The sequence below is a fragment of the Nonomuraea rubra genome, assembly GCF_014207985.1.
Lineage (GTDB): Bacteria > Actinomycetota > Actinomycetes > Streptosporangiales > Streptosporangiaceae > Nonomuraea > Nonomuraea rubra.
In genome coordinates this window covers 1,944,182-1,961,004 of sequence record NZ_JACHMI010000001.1, presented here as the reverse complement: position 1 = coordinate 1,961,004, position 16,823 = coordinate 1,944,182, and the positions used below count along the sequence as shown (strand labels likewise).

At 66.3% G+C, this 16,823-nt stretch carries 11 protein-coding genes; 8 read left to right on the top strand and 3 right to left on the bottom strand.

The annotated features are described in order from the left end of the window. Positions 1-39 precede the first annotated feature (39 nt). A complete protein-coding gene (locus HD593_RS09095) occupies positions 40-1,152 on the bottom strand; it encodes a hypothetical protein (RefSeq protein ID WP_185101745.1) in 1,113 nt (370 codons plus the stop codon). 280 nt (positions 1,153-1,432) lie between these two features. Between HD593_RS09095 and HD593_RS09090 the strand changes: the two genes are divergently transcribed. The 3 genes from HD593_RS09090 to HD593_RS60210 all read left to right on the top strand — a co-directional run bounded on the left by HD593_RS09090 (position 1,433) and on the right by HD593_RS60210 (position 4,155). Beyond that, entirely contained in the window at positions 1,433-2,641 is a 1,209-nt protein-coding gene (locus HD593_RS09090) for a plasmid pRiA4b ORF-3 family protein (RefSeq protein ID WP_185101744.1), read from the top strand. A gap of 240 nt (positions 2,642-2,881) precedes the next feature. Beyond that, positions 2,882-3,370: a tyrosine-type recombinase/integrase gene (locus HD593_RS65050; RefSeq protein ID WP_425262850.1), complete on the top strand. Its 489-nt coding sequence runs from the start codon at positions 2,882-2,884 to the stop codon at positions 3,368-3,370. Continuing rightward, complete coding sequence (locus HD593_RS60210; protein ID WP_246546412.1) at positions 3,319-4,155, top strand: tyrosine-type recombinase/integrase; 837 nt, start codon at positions 3,319-3,321, stop codon at positions 4,153-4,155. The genes HD593_RS65050 and HD593_RS60210 overlap by 52 nt, the downstream gene beginning before the upstream one ends. A 426-nt stretch (positions 4,156-4,581) precedes the next feature. Here the strand turns inward: HD593_RS60210 and HD593_RS09080 are convergent, their stop codons facing one another. Beyond that, the gene (locus HD593_RS09080) at positions 4,582-5,460 is read right to left on the bottom strand and encodes a DUF6907 domain-containing protein (protein ID WP_185101743.1); all 879 of its coding nucleotides are present in this window, start codon (positions 5,458-5,460) and stop codon (positions 4,582-4,584) included. 341 nt (positions 5,461-5,801) lie between these two features. Between HD593_RS09080 and HD593_RS09075 the strand changes: the two genes are divergently transcribed. The 5 genes from HD593_RS09075 to HD593_RS09055 all read left to right on the top strand — a co-directional run bounded on the left by HD593_RS09075 (position 5,802) and on the right by HD593_RS09055 (position 15,323). Continuing rightward, positions 5,802-7,361 carry a DUF2397 family protein gene (locus HD593_RS09075; RefSeq protein ID WP_185101742.1) on the top strand — a complete coding sequence of 520 codons (1,560 nt, stop codon included), beginning with the start codon at positions 5,802-5,804 and terminating at the stop codon, positions 7,359-7,361. Next, positions 7,358-8,677, top strand: a complete 1,320-nt coding sequence (locus tag HD593_RS09070) for a DUF2398 family protein (RefSeq protein ID WP_185101741.1) — start codon at positions 7,358-7,360, stop codon at positions 8,675-8,677. Before HD593_RS09075 ends, HD593_RS09070 begins: the two co-directional genes overlap by 4 nt. Continuing rightward, positions 8,674-13,677 (top strand): SbcC/MukB-like Walker B domain-containing protein, encoded by a 5,004-nt coding sequence (locus tag HD593_RS09065; protein WP_185101740.1) that lies wholly within the window; start codon positions 8,674-8,676, stop codon positions 13,675-13,677. Before HD593_RS09070 ends, HD593_RS09065 begins: the two co-directional genes overlap by 4 nt. Further along, complete coding sequence (locus HD593_RS09060) at positions 13,674-14,909, top strand: TIGR02679 domain-containing protein (RefSeq protein WP_221524670.1); 1,236 nt, start codon at positions 13,674-13,676, stop codon at positions 14,907-14,909. The genes HD593_RS09065 and HD593_RS09060 overlap by 4 nt, the downstream gene beginning before the upstream one ends. Before the next feature lie 105 nt (positions 14,910-15,014). Beyond that, positions 15,015-15,323 carry a site-specific integrase gene (locus HD593_RS09055; protein WP_185101739.1) on the top strand — a complete coding sequence of 103 codons (309 nt, stop codon included), beginning with the start codon at positions 15,015-15,017 and terminating at the stop codon, positions 15,321-15,323. Here the strand turns inward: HD593_RS09055 and HD593_RS09050 are convergent. After that, positions 15,320-16,477: a hypothetical protein gene (locus HD593_RS09050; RefSeq protein ID WP_185101738.1), complete on the bottom strand. Its 1,158-nt coding sequence runs from the start codon at positions 16,475-16,477 to the stop codon at positions 15,320-15,322. The genes HD593_RS09055 and HD593_RS09050 overlap by 4 nt on opposite strands. Positions 16,478-16,823 lie beyond the last annotated feature (346 nt).

Genomic DNA, 16,823 nt, shown 5'->3' with positions numbered 1-16,823 from the left:
CCCTGAACCACATCACGCGAAAAGCGGCGACGGCCCGCCTTATTCGATGCGGCGCAGGTCCATGCTGTCGGATCCGTCCCACCGATTGTTCGCGGCTGCCTGGCGGGATCGCTCTGCCAGTTCGCCGGTCAGGCCGGTGCGCTCGATGCACCATTCGACCCACTGCGGCAGCAGATCGAGTACGGCCTCGGCGTACTTTTCGATGTACCCGTCCGCGACGAGGACCACGGCGTGCTCGATCCGATGCGGGGAGCAGGCATAGTAGCCGGGCCCGGACAGGCGCGACCAATTGTCGGCGAGCGTGGCGACGTCTTCCCGTTCGGGGCTGCGGTCATCTCGATCGCGTAGCCAGGCGGCGAAGTCGTCGATGATCGGGTTCAGGTTGTGCTGAGGTTTGGGTTCGGGAGCGACGGTGAACGAGTCGCAGAGCGCGCGGGCGCGCTGGCGCATGCGGAAATGCTCGGCGATGAGCTGCTGCGACTCGATGCCGAGCAGCATGGCATCCAGGAAGTCAGAACGGCACAGCGGATCCAGCAGGTCGCGGGCGGTGGTTTGGTCGCACGGCACCGGCTGGGCGGAGGCGGGTGCCGCGTGGGACCCCACGGCGGCTCGCCACTCGGCGAGCGCTTCCCGGGGTGAGGCGAAGACGCCGGCGTGCACGACCCGGTCTCCGGTGCAGCGGTCGATGTCCCAGCAGTACCAGTGCGGGTTCTGCTCACCCCAGGCAAAGGGGGCCAGTAGCGCGCACCGCGAGCCGTACGCGTCGGTCAGCAGCAGTGGCTCCCCGGCCGGAGCGGCCCGGAGAATCTCGCTGGGCCACCCGGGAGCGATGCCGGCTTTGGTCAAGGCCGTCGTGGTGTCCTTGATGGCCTCGCGGACGGCGAGATCGGGGTCGCGGCGCAGCATCTCCCCGCTGGGCGGCGGGGTCATCGCGGCGAGCCCGTGCAGCAGTCGCCACAGGTCGTCCATCTGCCCGCCGGTGCGCGTTGCGATCTGGATCTCGTCGCGGACGAGGTCAGCCAGCGAGGCCAGGTACTGGTTCCAGTGGAAACCCATGGTCTCGATCTGGGTGCGCGTCCACATTTCCTCGCCGACCAGGTCGACGACGGCGTTCTCCAGCCGCAGCGGCGAGTGGGCGGGCAGGTCAGGCATGCCACCGATGATCGATTCCTGGGAGTCCGGCCACCACTGATCCCCAGCGGTCCCCAGCAGCGACTCCAACAGCCCGGAACGAGGGTCGGGTGCGGACTGACGGGCGGCGAGCTGCTCCGCGCGCCGGGCAGGATTGCCACTGACTCCCCGCGTGGGGCTCGCCTTCGCTCTCCGCTTCTTCGCCACGGCACCCGATCCTACGGGTGTCCATGGGCCAGGAAGGGCTTGTTCGCGCGGCGCGGGCGGCCAAGGCCGAACGCTGCGCCATACGCTGAACGCCATGCAAGAGGAGTTGCGAGCGTTCACCGAGTGGGTGGGCGAAGGCCGGAAACTGACTCAGACGGGGAACCTGACGCTGTCGGACGCGCGGACGCTGGTGGCGCTGCTGAAGACCGGCGACGAGATCGACCCGAAGATCGGCGACCGGGTGTTCCGGACGAAGAGCAGCACCGAATTGCCCGGATTGAACCTGATCGTGGAATGGGCCAAAGCGACGGGGCTGGTCAGGGTGGTCAAGGGACGGCTGCTGCCGGTGAAGAAGGCGGCGCCACTGTTGAACGACCCGAAGCGGTTGTGGGAGGCGTCGTTCACGGCGTTGGGGAAGATGAGCCAGGCGCTCTTCCCCAAGAATTACTGGTACTCGTCCCTGGTCGGCGAGGAGTTCGCGCTCATCTGGCCGGCGCTGCAGCGTAGGTTGTACGGCGGACCGGTGCCCGTCGCGGATCTGCGAGAGCTGGCCTGGCAGATCGCATCGCCGTACTACGAGATGCGCGACCCGCGAGCGCAACGGCGAATGGCCGATCAGGACATCGATCGGCTGCTGACCGTCCTGGCCCGGCTGGGCGTGGTGGAGCTCACGGAAGAGACGGCGACCCTGACCCCGGCCGCGGTGACCACCGTACGGCGCAGCCTGGGCGAAGCCGCACCGGGAGAGCCGATCTACCAGATCCGGGTGACGCTCCAGGGGAGCGCGGACCCGGTGATCTGGCGGCGCCTGCTCGTCTCCCCCGGGATCACGCTCGCCAGGCTGCACCACATCCTGGTCACGGCGATGGGCTGGCAGGACAGTCATCTCCACCTGTTCAGGGTCGGCGGTGTCCTGTACGGCCAACCGTCCCGCGAGTGGGATCTGGACGTCGTGGACGAGGGGAAGACCTCTCTGGCGGAGGTGCTTGCACAGGTCAGGGCAGCCATCGAGTACGAATACGACCTGGGTGACAGCTGGCGGCACGACATCGTGCTGGAGGAGATCCTCACGGCGGAGGAAGGAGTCCGTTACCCGGTGCTGATGGACGGGGAAGGTGCCTGCCCGCCAGAGGACGTCGGCGGCATCGGAGGCTACGCATACTTCCGTCTGGTGCTGGCCGATCCCGAGCACGACGAGCATGATGAATATGTCCGCTGGGCCGGTCTGGACACCGCGCAGAAATTCGACCCGGCCAAGTTCGCCGTTGAAGCCGCTCGCCGAGCGCTGGCCTCGGCCGGATGATCAGACGCGCATCTCAGATGCAGCCCGCGGGCCTCCCCGCCGCAGCACTCGCCCCGCACGCCAACAACCCCTGGTCTGCCCGGTTGGGACTTATCGCGGCAACACCGACCGCCGCACCACGGAGCCTCCCCGTCCTTCGGACACTTGACCTGGGGCATCCCTGGTCGGAGGCGAGCCCTACCTGAAGCGTCTGTCGTCGCACACCGTGAGGGGCGGAGGTGGCGCAGATGGCAGACTCGGGTGCAGGTCAGCAGACGATGCGGCTGTGTGGATACGGCAACGGGACGTCAGCGAGGCGTGACGTGTCCGCGTCTACCGATAGATGACGATCACGGCAGCTGGTACTTCGCGGTGCAGGTACGTGGCCTGGACGGGCAGCGGCAGCGTATCCGCCAAGGTGGTTACGCCGATCCCGAGGAGGCGCATGCGGCAGGCCGGGCTTTGGCCACCGCCGACCGCGACGGCGCAGGAGCCGGATGCACCGTCGGTGAGTGGCTGGCACGCTGGCTGGCTACCAAGGACGCTCTACGTCCGTCGACCCGGCAGGGCTACGCCACGCATATCCGCCTCTACCTCGTCCCGCGGCTGGGACGGATGCTGCTGCACCAACTGACCTCGCGCGATGTCAACGGACTGCTCGCGACGCTGGCGTCCCGTCCCTCGCCGACCGGCCGCGGTTGTCGCCCGCGACCGTGGTGCGGATCCACGCCACCTTGCGGACCGCGGTGAACGCGGCGGTGCGCGCCCGGCTGATGCCCATCAACCCGGCCAACGGAGCGGCGCTGCCCCGGCCGCGCCGACCGCATCCGGTCGTCTGGACCGCCGGGCGGACCGCCCGCTGGCGGCAAACGGGAGAACGTCCAGCAGTAGCGGTCTGGACCGGACAACAGCTCGCGGCGTTCCTGGCCGGCATCGCGCAGGATCGTTTATATGCCGCGTGGTGGCTGGCCGCGCTGCGCGGGTTGCGCCGCGGTGAGCTGGCCGGGCTGCGCCGGACGGACGTCGACCTGCAGGCCGCAGAGCAGACGGTGACGCAGCAGCGGGTGCACGCCGACGGCCGGGTCATGGTCGGGCCGCCGAAGAGTGCCGCCGGCTGCCGGGTGGTCGCCCTGGACGCGGAGACCGTGCGGGTGCTGAGCCGGCACCGCGAGCGGCAGGAGAAGCTGAGCGCGGCGGCGGGCACCCGCTGGCAGGACTCGGGCTACGTGTTCACCACCGCGGACGGTGCGCCGCTACGGCCGGACTACCTCACCGGCCGGTTCCGCCGGCTGGTGACCGCCTCCGGGCAACCTCCGGTCCGGCTGCACGACCTGCGGCACGGTGCCGCGACGCTGGCGCTGGCCGCGCACACCGATCTGAAGGTGGTGCAGGCCATGCTCGGGCACGCCACTATCGTGCTGACCGCCGACACCTACGTCTCGGTGCTGCCCGAGGTGGCCCACCACGCCGCCCAGGAAACGGCCCGGCTCGTGCTCAGCACCGCATCCGCGCTAGGGCAGCCGCTCGGCGGCTGACTCAGCTTTGCCTCATATCTGCCCCATGCCGCGCCAGCGAGCGGGCGCGGCTGCGGTATCCGCTGGTGGAGTAGCGCGCCCTGCAGGATTCGAACCTGCGACCGTCGGATTAGAAGTCTGCGGGTGCTTTGTGTGCCCGGCCGTGCCCAACCCTGACGGAGCGTGTCCGGGGCGAGCGAGCACGCACCGAGCACCGTGGATCCCCTAATCGATCATTGCATAGTGGATTCGCAGGACGATCCCGTACTTCAGGACCACGCCAGCGCTACGCTGGGCGACGGCCACTGTGCTCGGCGCGTGCTCCGGCGCCCTGACGCGCCGCGCGGTGCCCCGGAGCGGCGCACCGCAACCGGCCTGCCCGGCGGAGCGCCTCCCCATCACCGACCGAAACCAGGTAGCCGGCGACATGGGGTCACGAGCGATGTCCTACACGCTCATTGTCCTGCCTCGGGCCAGGACAGCGAGGCGGACGATCGCGCATGCCAGCCGCTCGGCGTCGGGCAGCGCCGTCCCGTTGTCACCGTATTCATGGAACCAGATCTGCGCATCATCGCCATCGTGGGTGAGCCATGCCCCTTCTATGGCACCGCTGTCACACACATCCTCTGGCCAGTGGCGAGTGCACCATGGTCGGCAGCCTGTCCTCTCGCTGATGACCGACTGCGGTTCCGGAACCGCGGACCGGTCGCGTCCCGCCGAGACGAGCACGAGAAGGTGAAGGGCGATCTCCTGGGCCTCGTCGAGGGTCATGTAGTAGCTGGCGTGATCTCCGGTGTCTCCGAAGCAGATGCGCGGCTCGGCCTCGCGATAATGCTGCACCAGATCCGTCATGATGCCGGTCGGCTTGTACTCCGGCTTGTCCCCATGCCCGTAATTGATGTATGGCATCGTCTGCAGCGCAGTGTTCAAGTACAGGCTGTTGTGCTCCCGGTCATCCGGATGATCGGAGCCGCTGTGCTCATCGCGGCACCAAGCCGGGCAGGGGCTCACAGTGAGCCATTCGGCTGGGCTGGCGGCGAGACGGCGTTCCTGTTGATGCGTGTAGCACTCGACCACCTTGACGTCCAGCAGAGTGCCTGCAGGTGCTAGATGCCGCTCCTCGCTCCCACATTGGATGCATGCGCGGCCTTCGAGCTGAGCCGCGGTCAGGGACTGACGCGGGCTATCCGGGTCGATGCGCTTGTCACTCATGGACGAGCTTTGGGGCGCCTCCGCGTCGGCGGGGTGGCGCTGGGCCGGGACTGAGCGGGTCTGAAGATTGACTCCCGCGTCGGCGGCTGAACTGGTGTCAGCGTTGATGCTCATCGGGGATACGCACCTCTCGATCTAAGCCGGTTACTTTCTGAGCGTGGGTGCGTTGCACGCTCTCAACCAGTCATACGCCGGATACGCAAGTCAGTAAAGGGGCTATCGATACTTGTGAGAGATGGAGTGAGCGAAGTTCCGATTGAGAACAAAGGTATTGAAGGTGCACCTGAAGCACCCCGATGGCATTCGAGTCCCGATTCATCGCAATTTCGGCTAGCCCAAATACGGTGGATGGTGCAGAATGAACCGATCTCGCGGAGTCTCCGGAATATTGTCAGACCTGGTAGCCACACTTTGCCGATGAGGCTCGGGACCACGGTGGTCCTTAGGAGGTAAACGTGGAGCAGCCCCGGCGATGGTGGCAAGCGGTTCTTCCTGCTGACTGGACAGTGTTCGCCCTACCCGACGATCTGGCGCGGGAACGGTACACGGCGCTCTTGGCCGCTCTCGAAGAGCTGTCGACCCGAGGGCCCATGTCAAGCCCGGAGGAGATCACGGCGCAGGTGCGCAGCGTCGGATTTCACGATCCGCTGCCGGAGCCGGAGTTGCGGGAGACGCTGGATCAGCTCGCCAAGTGGGGGTTCGCCGAGCCGTTTCGCGACTACACGGCACCCGTGCGCAACTACCAGGGCCTGATCGTCCGGCAGGAGGCATGGGCGCTGACGCGCAAGGGACGGGGCATTGTGGCCGCGGTCCGGGCGGCTGTGGTCGATACGCGGCGAGCGCTACAGCTTCCGAGCAGGTTGCTCGACAGCGTCGAGTTGACCATTCGCAAACTTATCGATCATCTGACAGATCAGAGTGGCATCCTGCCCATGGATCTGGACGACGTGCGGACTCGAATTGAGGAGCTTCAGCGGGTCACCGCCGACTTCTACACCGCATTGGCGCAGATGGTGCAGTCAGACGTAACCGACGATGAACTGTTCGGCGACAACCGGGACCGAGTGATCGAGGCTCTTCGACAGTTCCCGCGCGAATACGAACGCGCCTTGCGGCGAGTGGAGATGGCGCTGATCGACCTGCGCGGCACAGGGCATCGACGGATTGTCGAGGCGGCCGTCGCACACGCGGGACTGATCGACGTACGGGACCAGCAGTATTGGGTCGAGGAGCGGGTGCGCTGGATATCGGACCTTGAGGCTTGGTTCGCGCCGGACGGCACCGTTCACCGGCTGATCTCCTCCGCGACCGGGGCGGTGTACACGTTGCTGGTGGCCATCGAGCGCCGCTATTCAGCACGCCGCCGCGGCTCGGATCTCGGGCTGGACTTCCATGTGCTCGCTCGGAGTCTGTTCCGCCAGCCGAGCGACGAGGAGGCCAGGCGTGTCTTCGCGGCGGCCTTCGGCGACTGGCCGGCGTGGCACGTGATGGCCGGGGGCGTGGAGGAGGATGTGGCCCACGGCACGGCAGCGGTCGCAGGTGACTTCCCGTACCGAGTCGAGGTGACGTTGCGTGAGCACGAGCGGCAGGGGCGCGCCAGCGGGCGCCCGCGCAAGGTGGCCGACACGTCGGCGGCACGCGCGGCCGCGGTGACCGAAGCCGCCGCCGAGGCTGCCCGGCGCCGCCGCCTGGCCGCGCTCCTGATCACGGATGGAGAGGTGGGGCTGGATCATTTCGCGGGTCTGGATTCGGAGACTGCCGCCGTGCTGCTGGGGGCGATCGAGACCGCACTCGCGCAGTTCGACCGCAAGGCAGGTCGTGGGATCGTGCCTGTTGACGGCGCGAGCGTCCTGGTCGAGGTGCGGCCGGGTGTCGCCGGCCGTACTGTGACGGTCGAATTGGCCGATGGACGCTTGACAGGTCCAGATCTGAGGGTGCGTGTCACCTCTATCGAATCCCGCACTGCGGCTGGAGCGTTCCGTTCGACGGCCGAGCGGGACGGAATGGTCGCATGAGCGGACTCTATCTCGACCCCGACCTGCGTGAAGCGGCTCGGACGCTGGTCGCGACCGGGCGGCTTCGCGCCGAGTGCGATCCCGAGTGCTACCGGGCGGCTGTCAAGGGGCGCCGTGATCTGGCCGAGTTCTTCCGGCTCCAGTTCGGTTGGACCCTGGAGGTCTTGGAGGTTGCCGAACTGGTCCGCCTGCACAAGCGACGTGTGGATGTTCCCGCTGATCGAGGACCACGGGTACAGCGTGGACGCGGCGATGGCCCCTTGGCGCCCAAAGATGTTCTCGTTTGCGTCGCGCTGGTGTGCGAACAACTCTGGCGACGCTCCCGGATGAGCCTACGGGAGTTGCTCCAGGCAATCGCGCACGTCTGCGCATCGGAGGCGCCACAGGGCACGCTCCCCGAGTTCCAGGTCGTTGCGCCGGACGGTGTCGGCAAGCAGGCGGCACGGCGGAACCGGCAGCACCTTGTGGATGCGCTCAAGCTGCTGGTGGCCGAAGGGACAATTGCGGTGGACGCCGACCTCGACCATGCCGTGGACGACGAGGACAGTGATCTGGTGGTCACCGCCGCCCGGGATCGCTTGGCCGCCAAGTTCTCCTCTCTGTCCCCGGTGTTGCTGGGGCTGGACGCTCTCCCGCCCGAGCGGCATGTCAACGCTCTGTCGGCGCGATCCCTGCTGGATCGTGAGCATGTCACAGATGCAGGTACGCCGCCGACCTTGGAGGATCGCAGGTTGCGAATGATGCGTCGGCTCGTCGATGACCCGGCGACCGATCCCAGCGATGATCAGACCGAGGGTTCGCCGTACCTGCACACGCTGTCGGGTCGGGAACGCGCCCTGAATGTCATCGGATCCCTCGGTTACGCAGCCACGGTCAGGCGGGACTGGTGGCAGGTCGCCGACCCGACTGGAGTCGGAACCGGCACCATGTTCCCGAACGGTCGCCGCACCGAACGGCAGGCCGCACTCGCACTGCTTGCGGCTCTCCCTTACCGCGTCGATGCCATGGCGCCGCTCCCCATCAGCGAAGTGCTGGGTTTGCTGGAAAAGGCTCGTGAAGCGCTGCCGCGGTGGGCCGCGGCCTATTCCGGGCGGCTGCCGGTCCTCGCCCGCGCCGCGGCCGCTGAACTGGTCGCAGTAGGGCTGCTCCGCGAGGCCCGGGAAGATCAAGACATCTGGCATCCAACCCCCGGGATTCACCTGTGGCGAGTACGAGTCCGCCCCAATGCCACCACGAAGGCGCAGGGCGAACCGTCCGGTGCCGTGCTCGCTCAGGATCCCCTTCCTCTCACTGCCGAAAATCCAGGAAACCCATGATGACGAAGACGGAGCACCCAGCACGCCTGCTCGCCGCGGGCGACATAGCGACGCTCGGAGTCCCGGGCGCCGATGACCGTTGGCAACCCACGCGCGCCGGCGTGGTCAACTCCTGGGCATGGGCGGACGAAACGCTGCTGTTCGCCGATGGGTGGCTCGCCCTCGCCGGTCCCAACGGCTCCGGAAAGTCCTTGACCGCGTCCATGCTGATCACCGTGTTGCTCGACGCCGAAACCTCCCAGACGGCTCTGTCGGTTTCGGGCAAGGCAAGCGGGACTCTCACCAGCAGGCACACCGATCGGAACGAGCGTGAGGACCGGACGGGGGCGTGGTGGCTGGAGTACGGCCTGCGCGACAGCCTGAGCGGTCAGACGTCGTACCTGACGACCGGTCTGTGGCTGCGGGCGACCGTCAGCGAACTGCAACGTGCCTTCTTCATCGTGCCCGGCCGGGTGGGCCATGACCTGATCCTGCAGCGCGATCGCGAGGCGATCAGGATCGCTGACCTGGCGGAACAACTCGCCACGCTTCAAGGAGAGCTGTTCACCTCGTCATCGGCCTTGCGCCCGCAGGCGACAGCACATCTGCAATCCGTCGGCGACGAGCGGAGCTACCGGCAGGCGGTCCGGACCCGGCTGTTCACCCCTCTGGACGAGGTCCAGTTCGAGGCGCTCATCAGCGTGCTTCGGAGCCTGCGTAGCGTCCGTACGGCCGAAGCGATCTCACCGGTGAAGATGCGTGAGGTCCTCACCGACGCCTTGCCCGCCCTCGAACCCGATCAACTCAAGCTCATTGCCGAGGCAATGGAACGCATCGCTGAACTCGAGAACCAGCTCGATCGTGCGCGCAGCGAAGCCCGCCTCCTGAAGGACGCGCACCGCCTTTACGGCCGCTATCTGAACGCCGTCAGCCAGCTTCAGGCAGCTGAGCTGTCATCGGCAAACAACGCCTATGACGACCAGACGCGACGTGCCAGGGAAGCGACCGAGCAGCTGAAGAAGGCGGAAAGCGCCAAAGCCTCGGCCGGGACCAGATTGGAAGCGACCCGCACCGCGATCTCTCGGCTGGAGGGCGAGCTCGGAGCCGCCGACCAGGTCCTCGGCGAACACGTCGGCGCGAAGCTGCCGCTCCTGCAGGAAAGAGCCGACGAGCTCACCGTGGCGGCGAGAGAGGCGGACACCCGGGCTGAGCAGGCCACTAACAGCGCATCCGAGGCCGCCGACCAGGCTCAGGAATCAGCCAGTTCCGCCGCCGAGGCGCAGCGCCACCTCAACGACCTCGCCGATCAACTACGGCGCGACTCGTCCGTGGCAGGAGCGGAATCGGCTTTCGATCGACTCTTGGCCGCCCTCCACGACCTTGCGATTGGCGAGCCGACAGTTTCCGCTCCATCGTTGGACCTGCCGCAGCTATGCGCGACACCGCTCGCATGGGTCGAGGCCCGCACCAGGCAAATTCGCCAGGTTCAGGACGCTCTCCATCAGCACAGCGAGGCACAGCACACCGAAAGGGCAATGGCCGACATCAGGCGCCGTGCCGAGGAGGACGAGGACAAGGCCCGCGGGGCAGTCGAGGATGCCTCGCGAGCCGGTCGGCAGGCCGAATCCGGGTTCACCGACGAACTCGCCATCTGGTCTGCGGCTCTCCGCCACATCGAGCCCCCGCCCCCTGAACTCGGTACTCCCGACCCCACCTCGGCAGATGGACGCTTGTCACCCGGCAAGGTGAGCGCATGGCTGGAGTTGGCCGCCTCCAGGACTCGCGACCGCATAGATGTGGCAGGGCGCCGGGAACGCGCCACGACCGATGCGGCGCTGGCCCGCCAGGCCACCAAGGTTGCGGCCGACGCCCGCGCCTCGCACAGAGCCGAGTCCGTCCGAGCGGAGAAGGCCGCTGTACGGCTTCAAGAGGTCAGCGTCGAGATCGAGAGTGAGTCCACGGCGGACGAGCAGGCGCGTTCGCAAGCTTACGAAGACCACACAGCAGAACTGGCCACCGTTCAAGACGAGGTGGCCGCCGCCCGGCAGCGCCGTTCCGACAGTGCGGCCGCTGCCGTCCTGGCCGCACGCGACTGGCTCACGAAGACGCACCGCTGGCGAAGTTCTCTGGTGTTCCTCGACCCGAGCACCATTGCCCTGCCAGGCCCTGCGGAACACCTCCCGTCCGCACAACTCGACGCGCTGGATCCCACCACGGTCTACCTGGCCGCGCACAACGCTTATGCCCACGCTGTCCCCGATCTCCACGATCGGGTGTCTGCTGTTCACAACCGGATGGAGCAGATCGCTGATCACATCGACACCGTCGAAACTGAGCTGGCACAGGTTCGGCAGGCAGCCCCCGTTCCGCCCGCGCCGGTGTGGCGGAACCGGCGCCCCGAGGACGGCGTCCCGCTGTGGGCTCTGGTCGACTTCGCCGATCACCTGGTTCCGCAGAAAGCCGACCGGCTGGAGGGCGCGCTGCTGGTGTCCGGCCTCCTCGATGCATTGGTCACTTCTGATGGCCGATTGGTGACCGGAGACCTCGTCATCACCGCACGCACACCGGCCGCCGGACGGACGCTCGCGGACCTGCTCAGTCCGGAAAGCCACCCGGATCTGTCAGCCGACCAGATCGCACACGTGCTGCGCGCCATCCCGGTCGACGCATGCGAAGCCGGCCAGGTCCCCAGCACGTTGACGCATGGCGTGCTCACCTCCTCTTGCCCATCCGGCTACCGCGCGGCCTATATCGGGCGGACGGCTCGTGAGCGCGCCCGCCGTCAGCGCGTCGCAGAACTTGAGCAGAAGCTGGCGCGGCTCGAGGGTGAGTTCGCCGAGGCCCAAGAAGAGCTGGCGGCACGGAACCGGGATGTGGAAGCCGCCGCCAAGGAGCGGGACGGCGTCCCACCGGACGGCCCACTCAGCGCCGCCCGCCAGCAGCGAGCCGAGCTCACCACAGCCCTGGCCAGCGCCGAGCAGGCGGCCGTCCGCCGTACCACTCAAGCCGACCGAGTGCTTGCCGGGGTCCTGGCAGGTCTGGAGGCCAAAGCCGCGCAGCGCTCCGCACGACTGGCCGCGGCGCAACGAGACATGCAGCATGCCGAGCAAACCGCGCTCGCGGCGGACACCCGTGCCACCGAAGCGGAGAGGGAAGCGACGGAACTTGCCCAGATCGCGGCCGTAAGCGATACCGCGCATGCGGAGGCCACCCGTGCGCAGGAGGAGGCCGACGCGGAACGGTCGGCGTTCCCCCACCTCTTGCTGGCCGCCGTGGTAGAGGCACACCGGGTCGAAGACAGCGCCGACGCCACCCTGATCGGAGCGCGCGCGAGCGTCATCGACGCCTCCGGACGACACACCCAAGCCACGGGTGCCGTCAAGAGGGCACTCCGCACGCTGAACCAGGCGGCGGCCCTGCCTGACGGATCCCTCTTGCCCACCTCACGGGACACGCTTGACAAGCATCTCCATGCGGTCTCGTCCCTCGACCGTGCCATCGACGGCTGCTCCGCCGCCGCCCGGCGCTGCGGTGAGCTGATCCAGCTCGTCCAACGCGATGCCCGCAACGCCGCCGCCCTGCAAACCGCCGCCGCCAAGGCCACCGAGGCCGCCATGAAAGCGGGGCTCGCGGCGACGAAGATGGTCGCGCATGTCGCGAAGATTCGTGAGCTGTACGGCACCGAATACCAGGAATTGTTCGAGGAACGTCAGAATCTGGCCAGTCAGCTTCAGCAAGCCAAGGACGCGGCGGAAACGCTGCTTACCGAACGGCAGACCGCTGAGGTGGACGCGGTGCGGGCCCGCTCCACCCTGGAGGGCATCGAACCGCATCGCGCCGAGGCCGAGCGTCGTCGAGACCACTCTCTACGCCTGCTCGGCCGCTTGGTCGACGAACGCCTTGCTACGCTGCCGGACGATCTGCCGGCCGACGAATCGGGCCGCCCTGCAAACCTGACCGCCGGCCTCTCCTGGGCCTACCGCTTGCTCGCCGGCAAACCCTCCGGCCCCGAACGCCTGAACACCCTCGTCCAGAACCGCAACCGAGCACTCGTCGCGCTGGAGAACAGCGTCCGCACCGCCAGCGCTGCCCTCGCCCGCTTCAACCGCCAGGTCGTCCTCGTCACTGTGGAGGACACCGAATGGCGACGGGCCATCATCGCCGAACCGGACGCCACCCGGGGTGACGACCTCGATCTCGCGCTTCAAGCCCTGCACGCGAGCATCGCCCAACTCGAAGAAGACCTGCGTGACGATGTCAAACAGACCATGAAGACCGGCATGTTCACCAAACTGCGGCGCGATATCCAGGTGCGCCGGGATGCCGCGCGTGAGCTGGTCCGGCAGATCCGGGGAACCCTTCGGGAAGTCCGTACCGGGGTGGCCAACGTGGGCGTACAGGTCGACTGGGATGTCCGCAAGGACGAAGACGCCCAACACATGATCAAACTCATCACTCAGCCACCCTCCGAGGCCACCTTCGAGCAGATGTACACGGTCCTGCGACAGCGGATGGACGAAACGGTCGGCGAACCGTGGCCCGACCGCGTCGCTCATACCTTCGACTATCGGGCCTGGCATGAGTGGGACATCTCCGTCACCCACTCTTCCTTCGGCGACGGCAGCAGTGAAGCGTTCCGAAAGGTCTCCTCCCGCTCCAACCCGCTGGAATCGCTGTCTACCGGGGAGCGCCGACTCGCCACCATGTTGCCGCTTCTGGCCGCCGCCTGGTCGATGTACTCCGGCGACACCTATCGCGGACCCCGGCTACTGTCGATCGACGAGATCGACGCCGCCTTCGACGAGCCGAACCTCCGCCAAGTCCTCGGACTGCTTCGATCATGGAAGTTCGACGTGCTGGCTACCACGCCGTCCATATCCCCCATGATCAAGCGAGAATCCGGCCGCACCATGGTCCACGAGGTCATCGCGGCAGGACGGCAACGCATCACTGTCCCTTGGCTGTGGGAAGGACACGGCGATCCGCGACCTCTCACCCTCGAGCTGAACAGCCCGTCATGAGCCACGGCCTCGACCTGATCGTGGACGATCCCGACTTCGCCCCGCTGTGGGCCGCCCTCCACGACCGCCTGTGCTCGGGAGACGAAAGCGATGCCATCGCCACGCTCAAGGTGCGCGATCTTCCGCCGTCCGCGATCGCCGAACTGCGGTCCTGGTTGGACACCACTACCCGGCGCCGCCGCAGCCGATCAGCCGTGGCCATGACGGGCACAATCGCGCACGTCCCCATCCGGGAACTGCTGTCGGTGCTCGAGATCTCTCCGCACGAGCTGATCCCTCTCGTAGAGAAGGCCACCGGTAAGCAGATCGTGAACCGAGCGGCCGCCCGCAGGGATGCGGCAACGCTGCGCGAGGACCTCTGGGCGTACGCTACCGACCAACTCCCCCAGCTACCACGCTTGGTCGCGCGCATGCGCTCAGCCGGGGTCAGCGACGACGAACCCGCGCTCCGCCGACTGATCACTGCCCTGGCCGAAGTCATCAAGCAACTTCCCGTCCGGCCTCCCGTCAGCCTGCCCAAACTCGCCCACGACAGCGCCGGCGACCCCCACTACTTCGACCTGAACACCCCCAACGGCGCACGACTCGTCTCTGCCGTCGCCGAATTCGCCGGGCAGCCAGAACCCGGCCGGCCCGATCTTGTCCGCACCCTGCTCTCGAACGTCGGCATCGTCGCGGACCGGCTATCGGCCACAGTTCTCCTGTACCGGGTCAAGGTCGTCGGAGACGGCGTCATGGACCGGCGGCTTCGGGAGGCGACGACGCCGGTGGCGGTAACCCTCCTCGATCTCGTCCTGCACCCACCCATCTTGGCCCAACAAACACTGACCGTCGTCGAGAATCCGTCCGTTCTCGAAGCGGCCATGGCCTTGGACAGCGACCTTCCCCTCGTCTGTACCAGCGGCCATCTAAGGGGCGTCGATCACGCCCTGCTCCAGCTCGCCTTCGACCAGAACATCGCCCTGCGGTACGCGGGTGACCTCGATACCGACGGCTTTCAGGTCGCCAACTACATTGCTCAGCATTACGGCGCCGAACTCGTAGCGATGGACGCGGAGATCATCGCCGAGGTCGGATCGGCACCCTCCGCGGTGCCATTCGGCCCTCACACTGATCCGACGTTAAAAGCAGCACATGGACTGCCCGAGTACGTCCTCTTCCAGGAACACGACGCCGTTCTCCGGCGCATCTTGACCGACCAGGAGTCGCCCATGAGATCGGAACCGACATGAGCGCTGCACCGCGTCAAGAGCAACTACGACAGCTCCGACCTGTGGTTGACGAGTTTCGTACCCGCAGTGAAACCATTCGGGCGGTCATCGGGAGAGCGCCCGACGGTGGCGGTCTGGACCGAACAGCAGCTCGCGACCTTCCTGGCCAGCATCGCGCAGAACCGCCTGTACGCCGCTTGGTGGTTGGCTGCGCTGCGCCATCTGCAGCGGGGCGAGCCGGGCGGACTGTGCTGGACGGACATCGACCTACGGGCGGCGGAGGTGACGGTGCCACAGCAGCGGGTGCACGCCGACGGCCAGGTCGTGGTCGGCCCGCGGCCAGTGTTCCACGCCTCCGGAGCATGCCTATTCGTCCACGACATAGCCATACCTGGCGATCTCCACGAACTCGAAGACTCTTGCCAGGTCGCCTAGATTCTCAACCGCCTGCGCACTCGAGCAACCTCCTTGGTGAACGCCTTCAATCTGCGTTCGTCTACAGATATTTCTAAAGTGATCTCGATATGCCGCGGCGGCGGGTTGGGCGTCGCAAGCCACGCGGGAATATTTCCAAATTCCCGGATGACTCGATCCATGAAGAAAAGAATTTGACCTATGGGTTGCCCAAGGATCGCCGATAACATATCCGCGGCCTGACGAAACTCGTCCGCATAGACCGTTCCTCGAACCTCACTTGCAAGATTGAGAAGGTCTTCGCAAGTGGAGACTATGCGGCCAGCGAATTGCACGATGGTACCGACATCACCAGCGAATCCCGGCGACCCAAAGGCGCGGACATTTATGTCGGACGCAAAGATTGCATTTAGTCCTTTCGCTATCAGAAGTCCGTCATTTAACACCCCCTCAAGCTGGGCCAGAGATGACGGTCGGTCTAGATACCTGCCAGTCCGGCGCCCATAACCATTCTGATAGTCGCGCCACCTTAGATCTAGAGCGACACGCCCTTGCAAGAGCACACCGGCGAAGAGTAGGTATTCCCAGGCGCGTGGCATCTGCTCGATCAGTGCCCGCTGCTCATCCGGGTTTCTGGGCACCCAGTTTATTGCCAGCGGCTTCTGCGGGGCGAGTGAATCCAAGCGCCTCATGACATCGTCAAGCTTCTCGGCGACCTCGTTAGCCATGAGATTCGGGAAGAGCTCTCGCAAGCCCTTGAATCGCTGAAGTCTATCCGCAAAATACTCCGGCCCTCGCCAACTGACTTCAATACCAGCGGCATTACCAGCTTGCACCATACTGGCGGCGATATGTTCCGGCATGGGATAGTTCGAAAGGAAGGTCCAGCGGTTTATATCCCAAGCCCGATCTTGCTTGAGCTGGATCGCCTTCTTCAGGTCGCCAGCCATCTTCGTCCTGATCTCGGCGTCAATGCTGCGGTTCTGCGCTCGCTTGAAACAGTGTGCAGCAAACATTCTCCGCTCGGACTTCAAGAAGCCGTCGTTTCCCCTATCGGCCCGGTCATCATCAATCGGAAGGAAGTCGTCCCCATGTTCTGCCTGCAGAACCGCATTACACAGCCGGACAAAGTCCTGCGGGTTGGTAATGAGCTCAATCTGCGCCTGCAAGTTCACAGGCGGAATTGTACTAACTGAGCCACCAAAGATCTACATCGTTGGGATTTGCGACGCTTGTTCTGCTCGAGAGCACGGTTTCGCGCTGCGATCTGGGGTTTGCTGTGCGATCAGAGCGGCGGCCGCGACCATCGTCAGGCATTGCTGTCGCTTGTCTACCGGCGGGTGAAGGTCTTGTTCGGCCTGCTTACGGTGCTGGTACGCGCTGATCTGTCCTAGGACGTTGTGGGGCTCAAGAACTCGAGTACAGCAAACGCAGAGCCTTTCGCCCCGTGGAAGGAAGGGCTCTGGGGCGCCGCATGGCTGGTCCGGACCACCTGGGACCATGTTCCGTGATCTTTCCTAT

What these genes read in the sequence shown, in the direction of transcription:
- HD593_RS09065 (WP_185101740.1), top strand. Translation starts at nt 8,674, where the DNA reads ATGATGACGAAGACGGAGCACCCAGCACGCCTGCTCGCCGCGGGCGAC.
- HD593_RS09090 (WP_185101744.1), top strand. Translation starts at nt 1,433, where the DNA reads ATGCAAGAGGAGTTGCGAGCGTTCACCGAGTGGGTGGGCGAAGGCCGG.
- HD593_RS09060 (WP_221524670.1), top strand. Translation starts at nt 13,674, where the DNA reads ATGAGCCACGGCCTCGACCTGATCGTGGACGATCCCGACTTCGCCCCG.
- HD593_RS09070 (WP_185101741.1), top strand. Translation starts at nt 7,358, where the DNA reads ATGAGCGGACTCTATCTCGACCCCGACCTGCGTGAAGCGGCTCGGACG.
- HD593_RS09095 (WP_185101745.1), bottom strand. Translation starts at nt 1,152, where the DNA reads ATGCCTGACCTGCCCGCCCACTCGCCGCTGCGGCTGGAGAACGCCGTC.
- HD593_RS09080 (WP_185101743.1), bottom strand. Translation starts at nt 5,460, where the DNA reads ATGAGCATCAACGCTGACACCAGTTCAGCCGCCGACGCGGGAGTCAAT.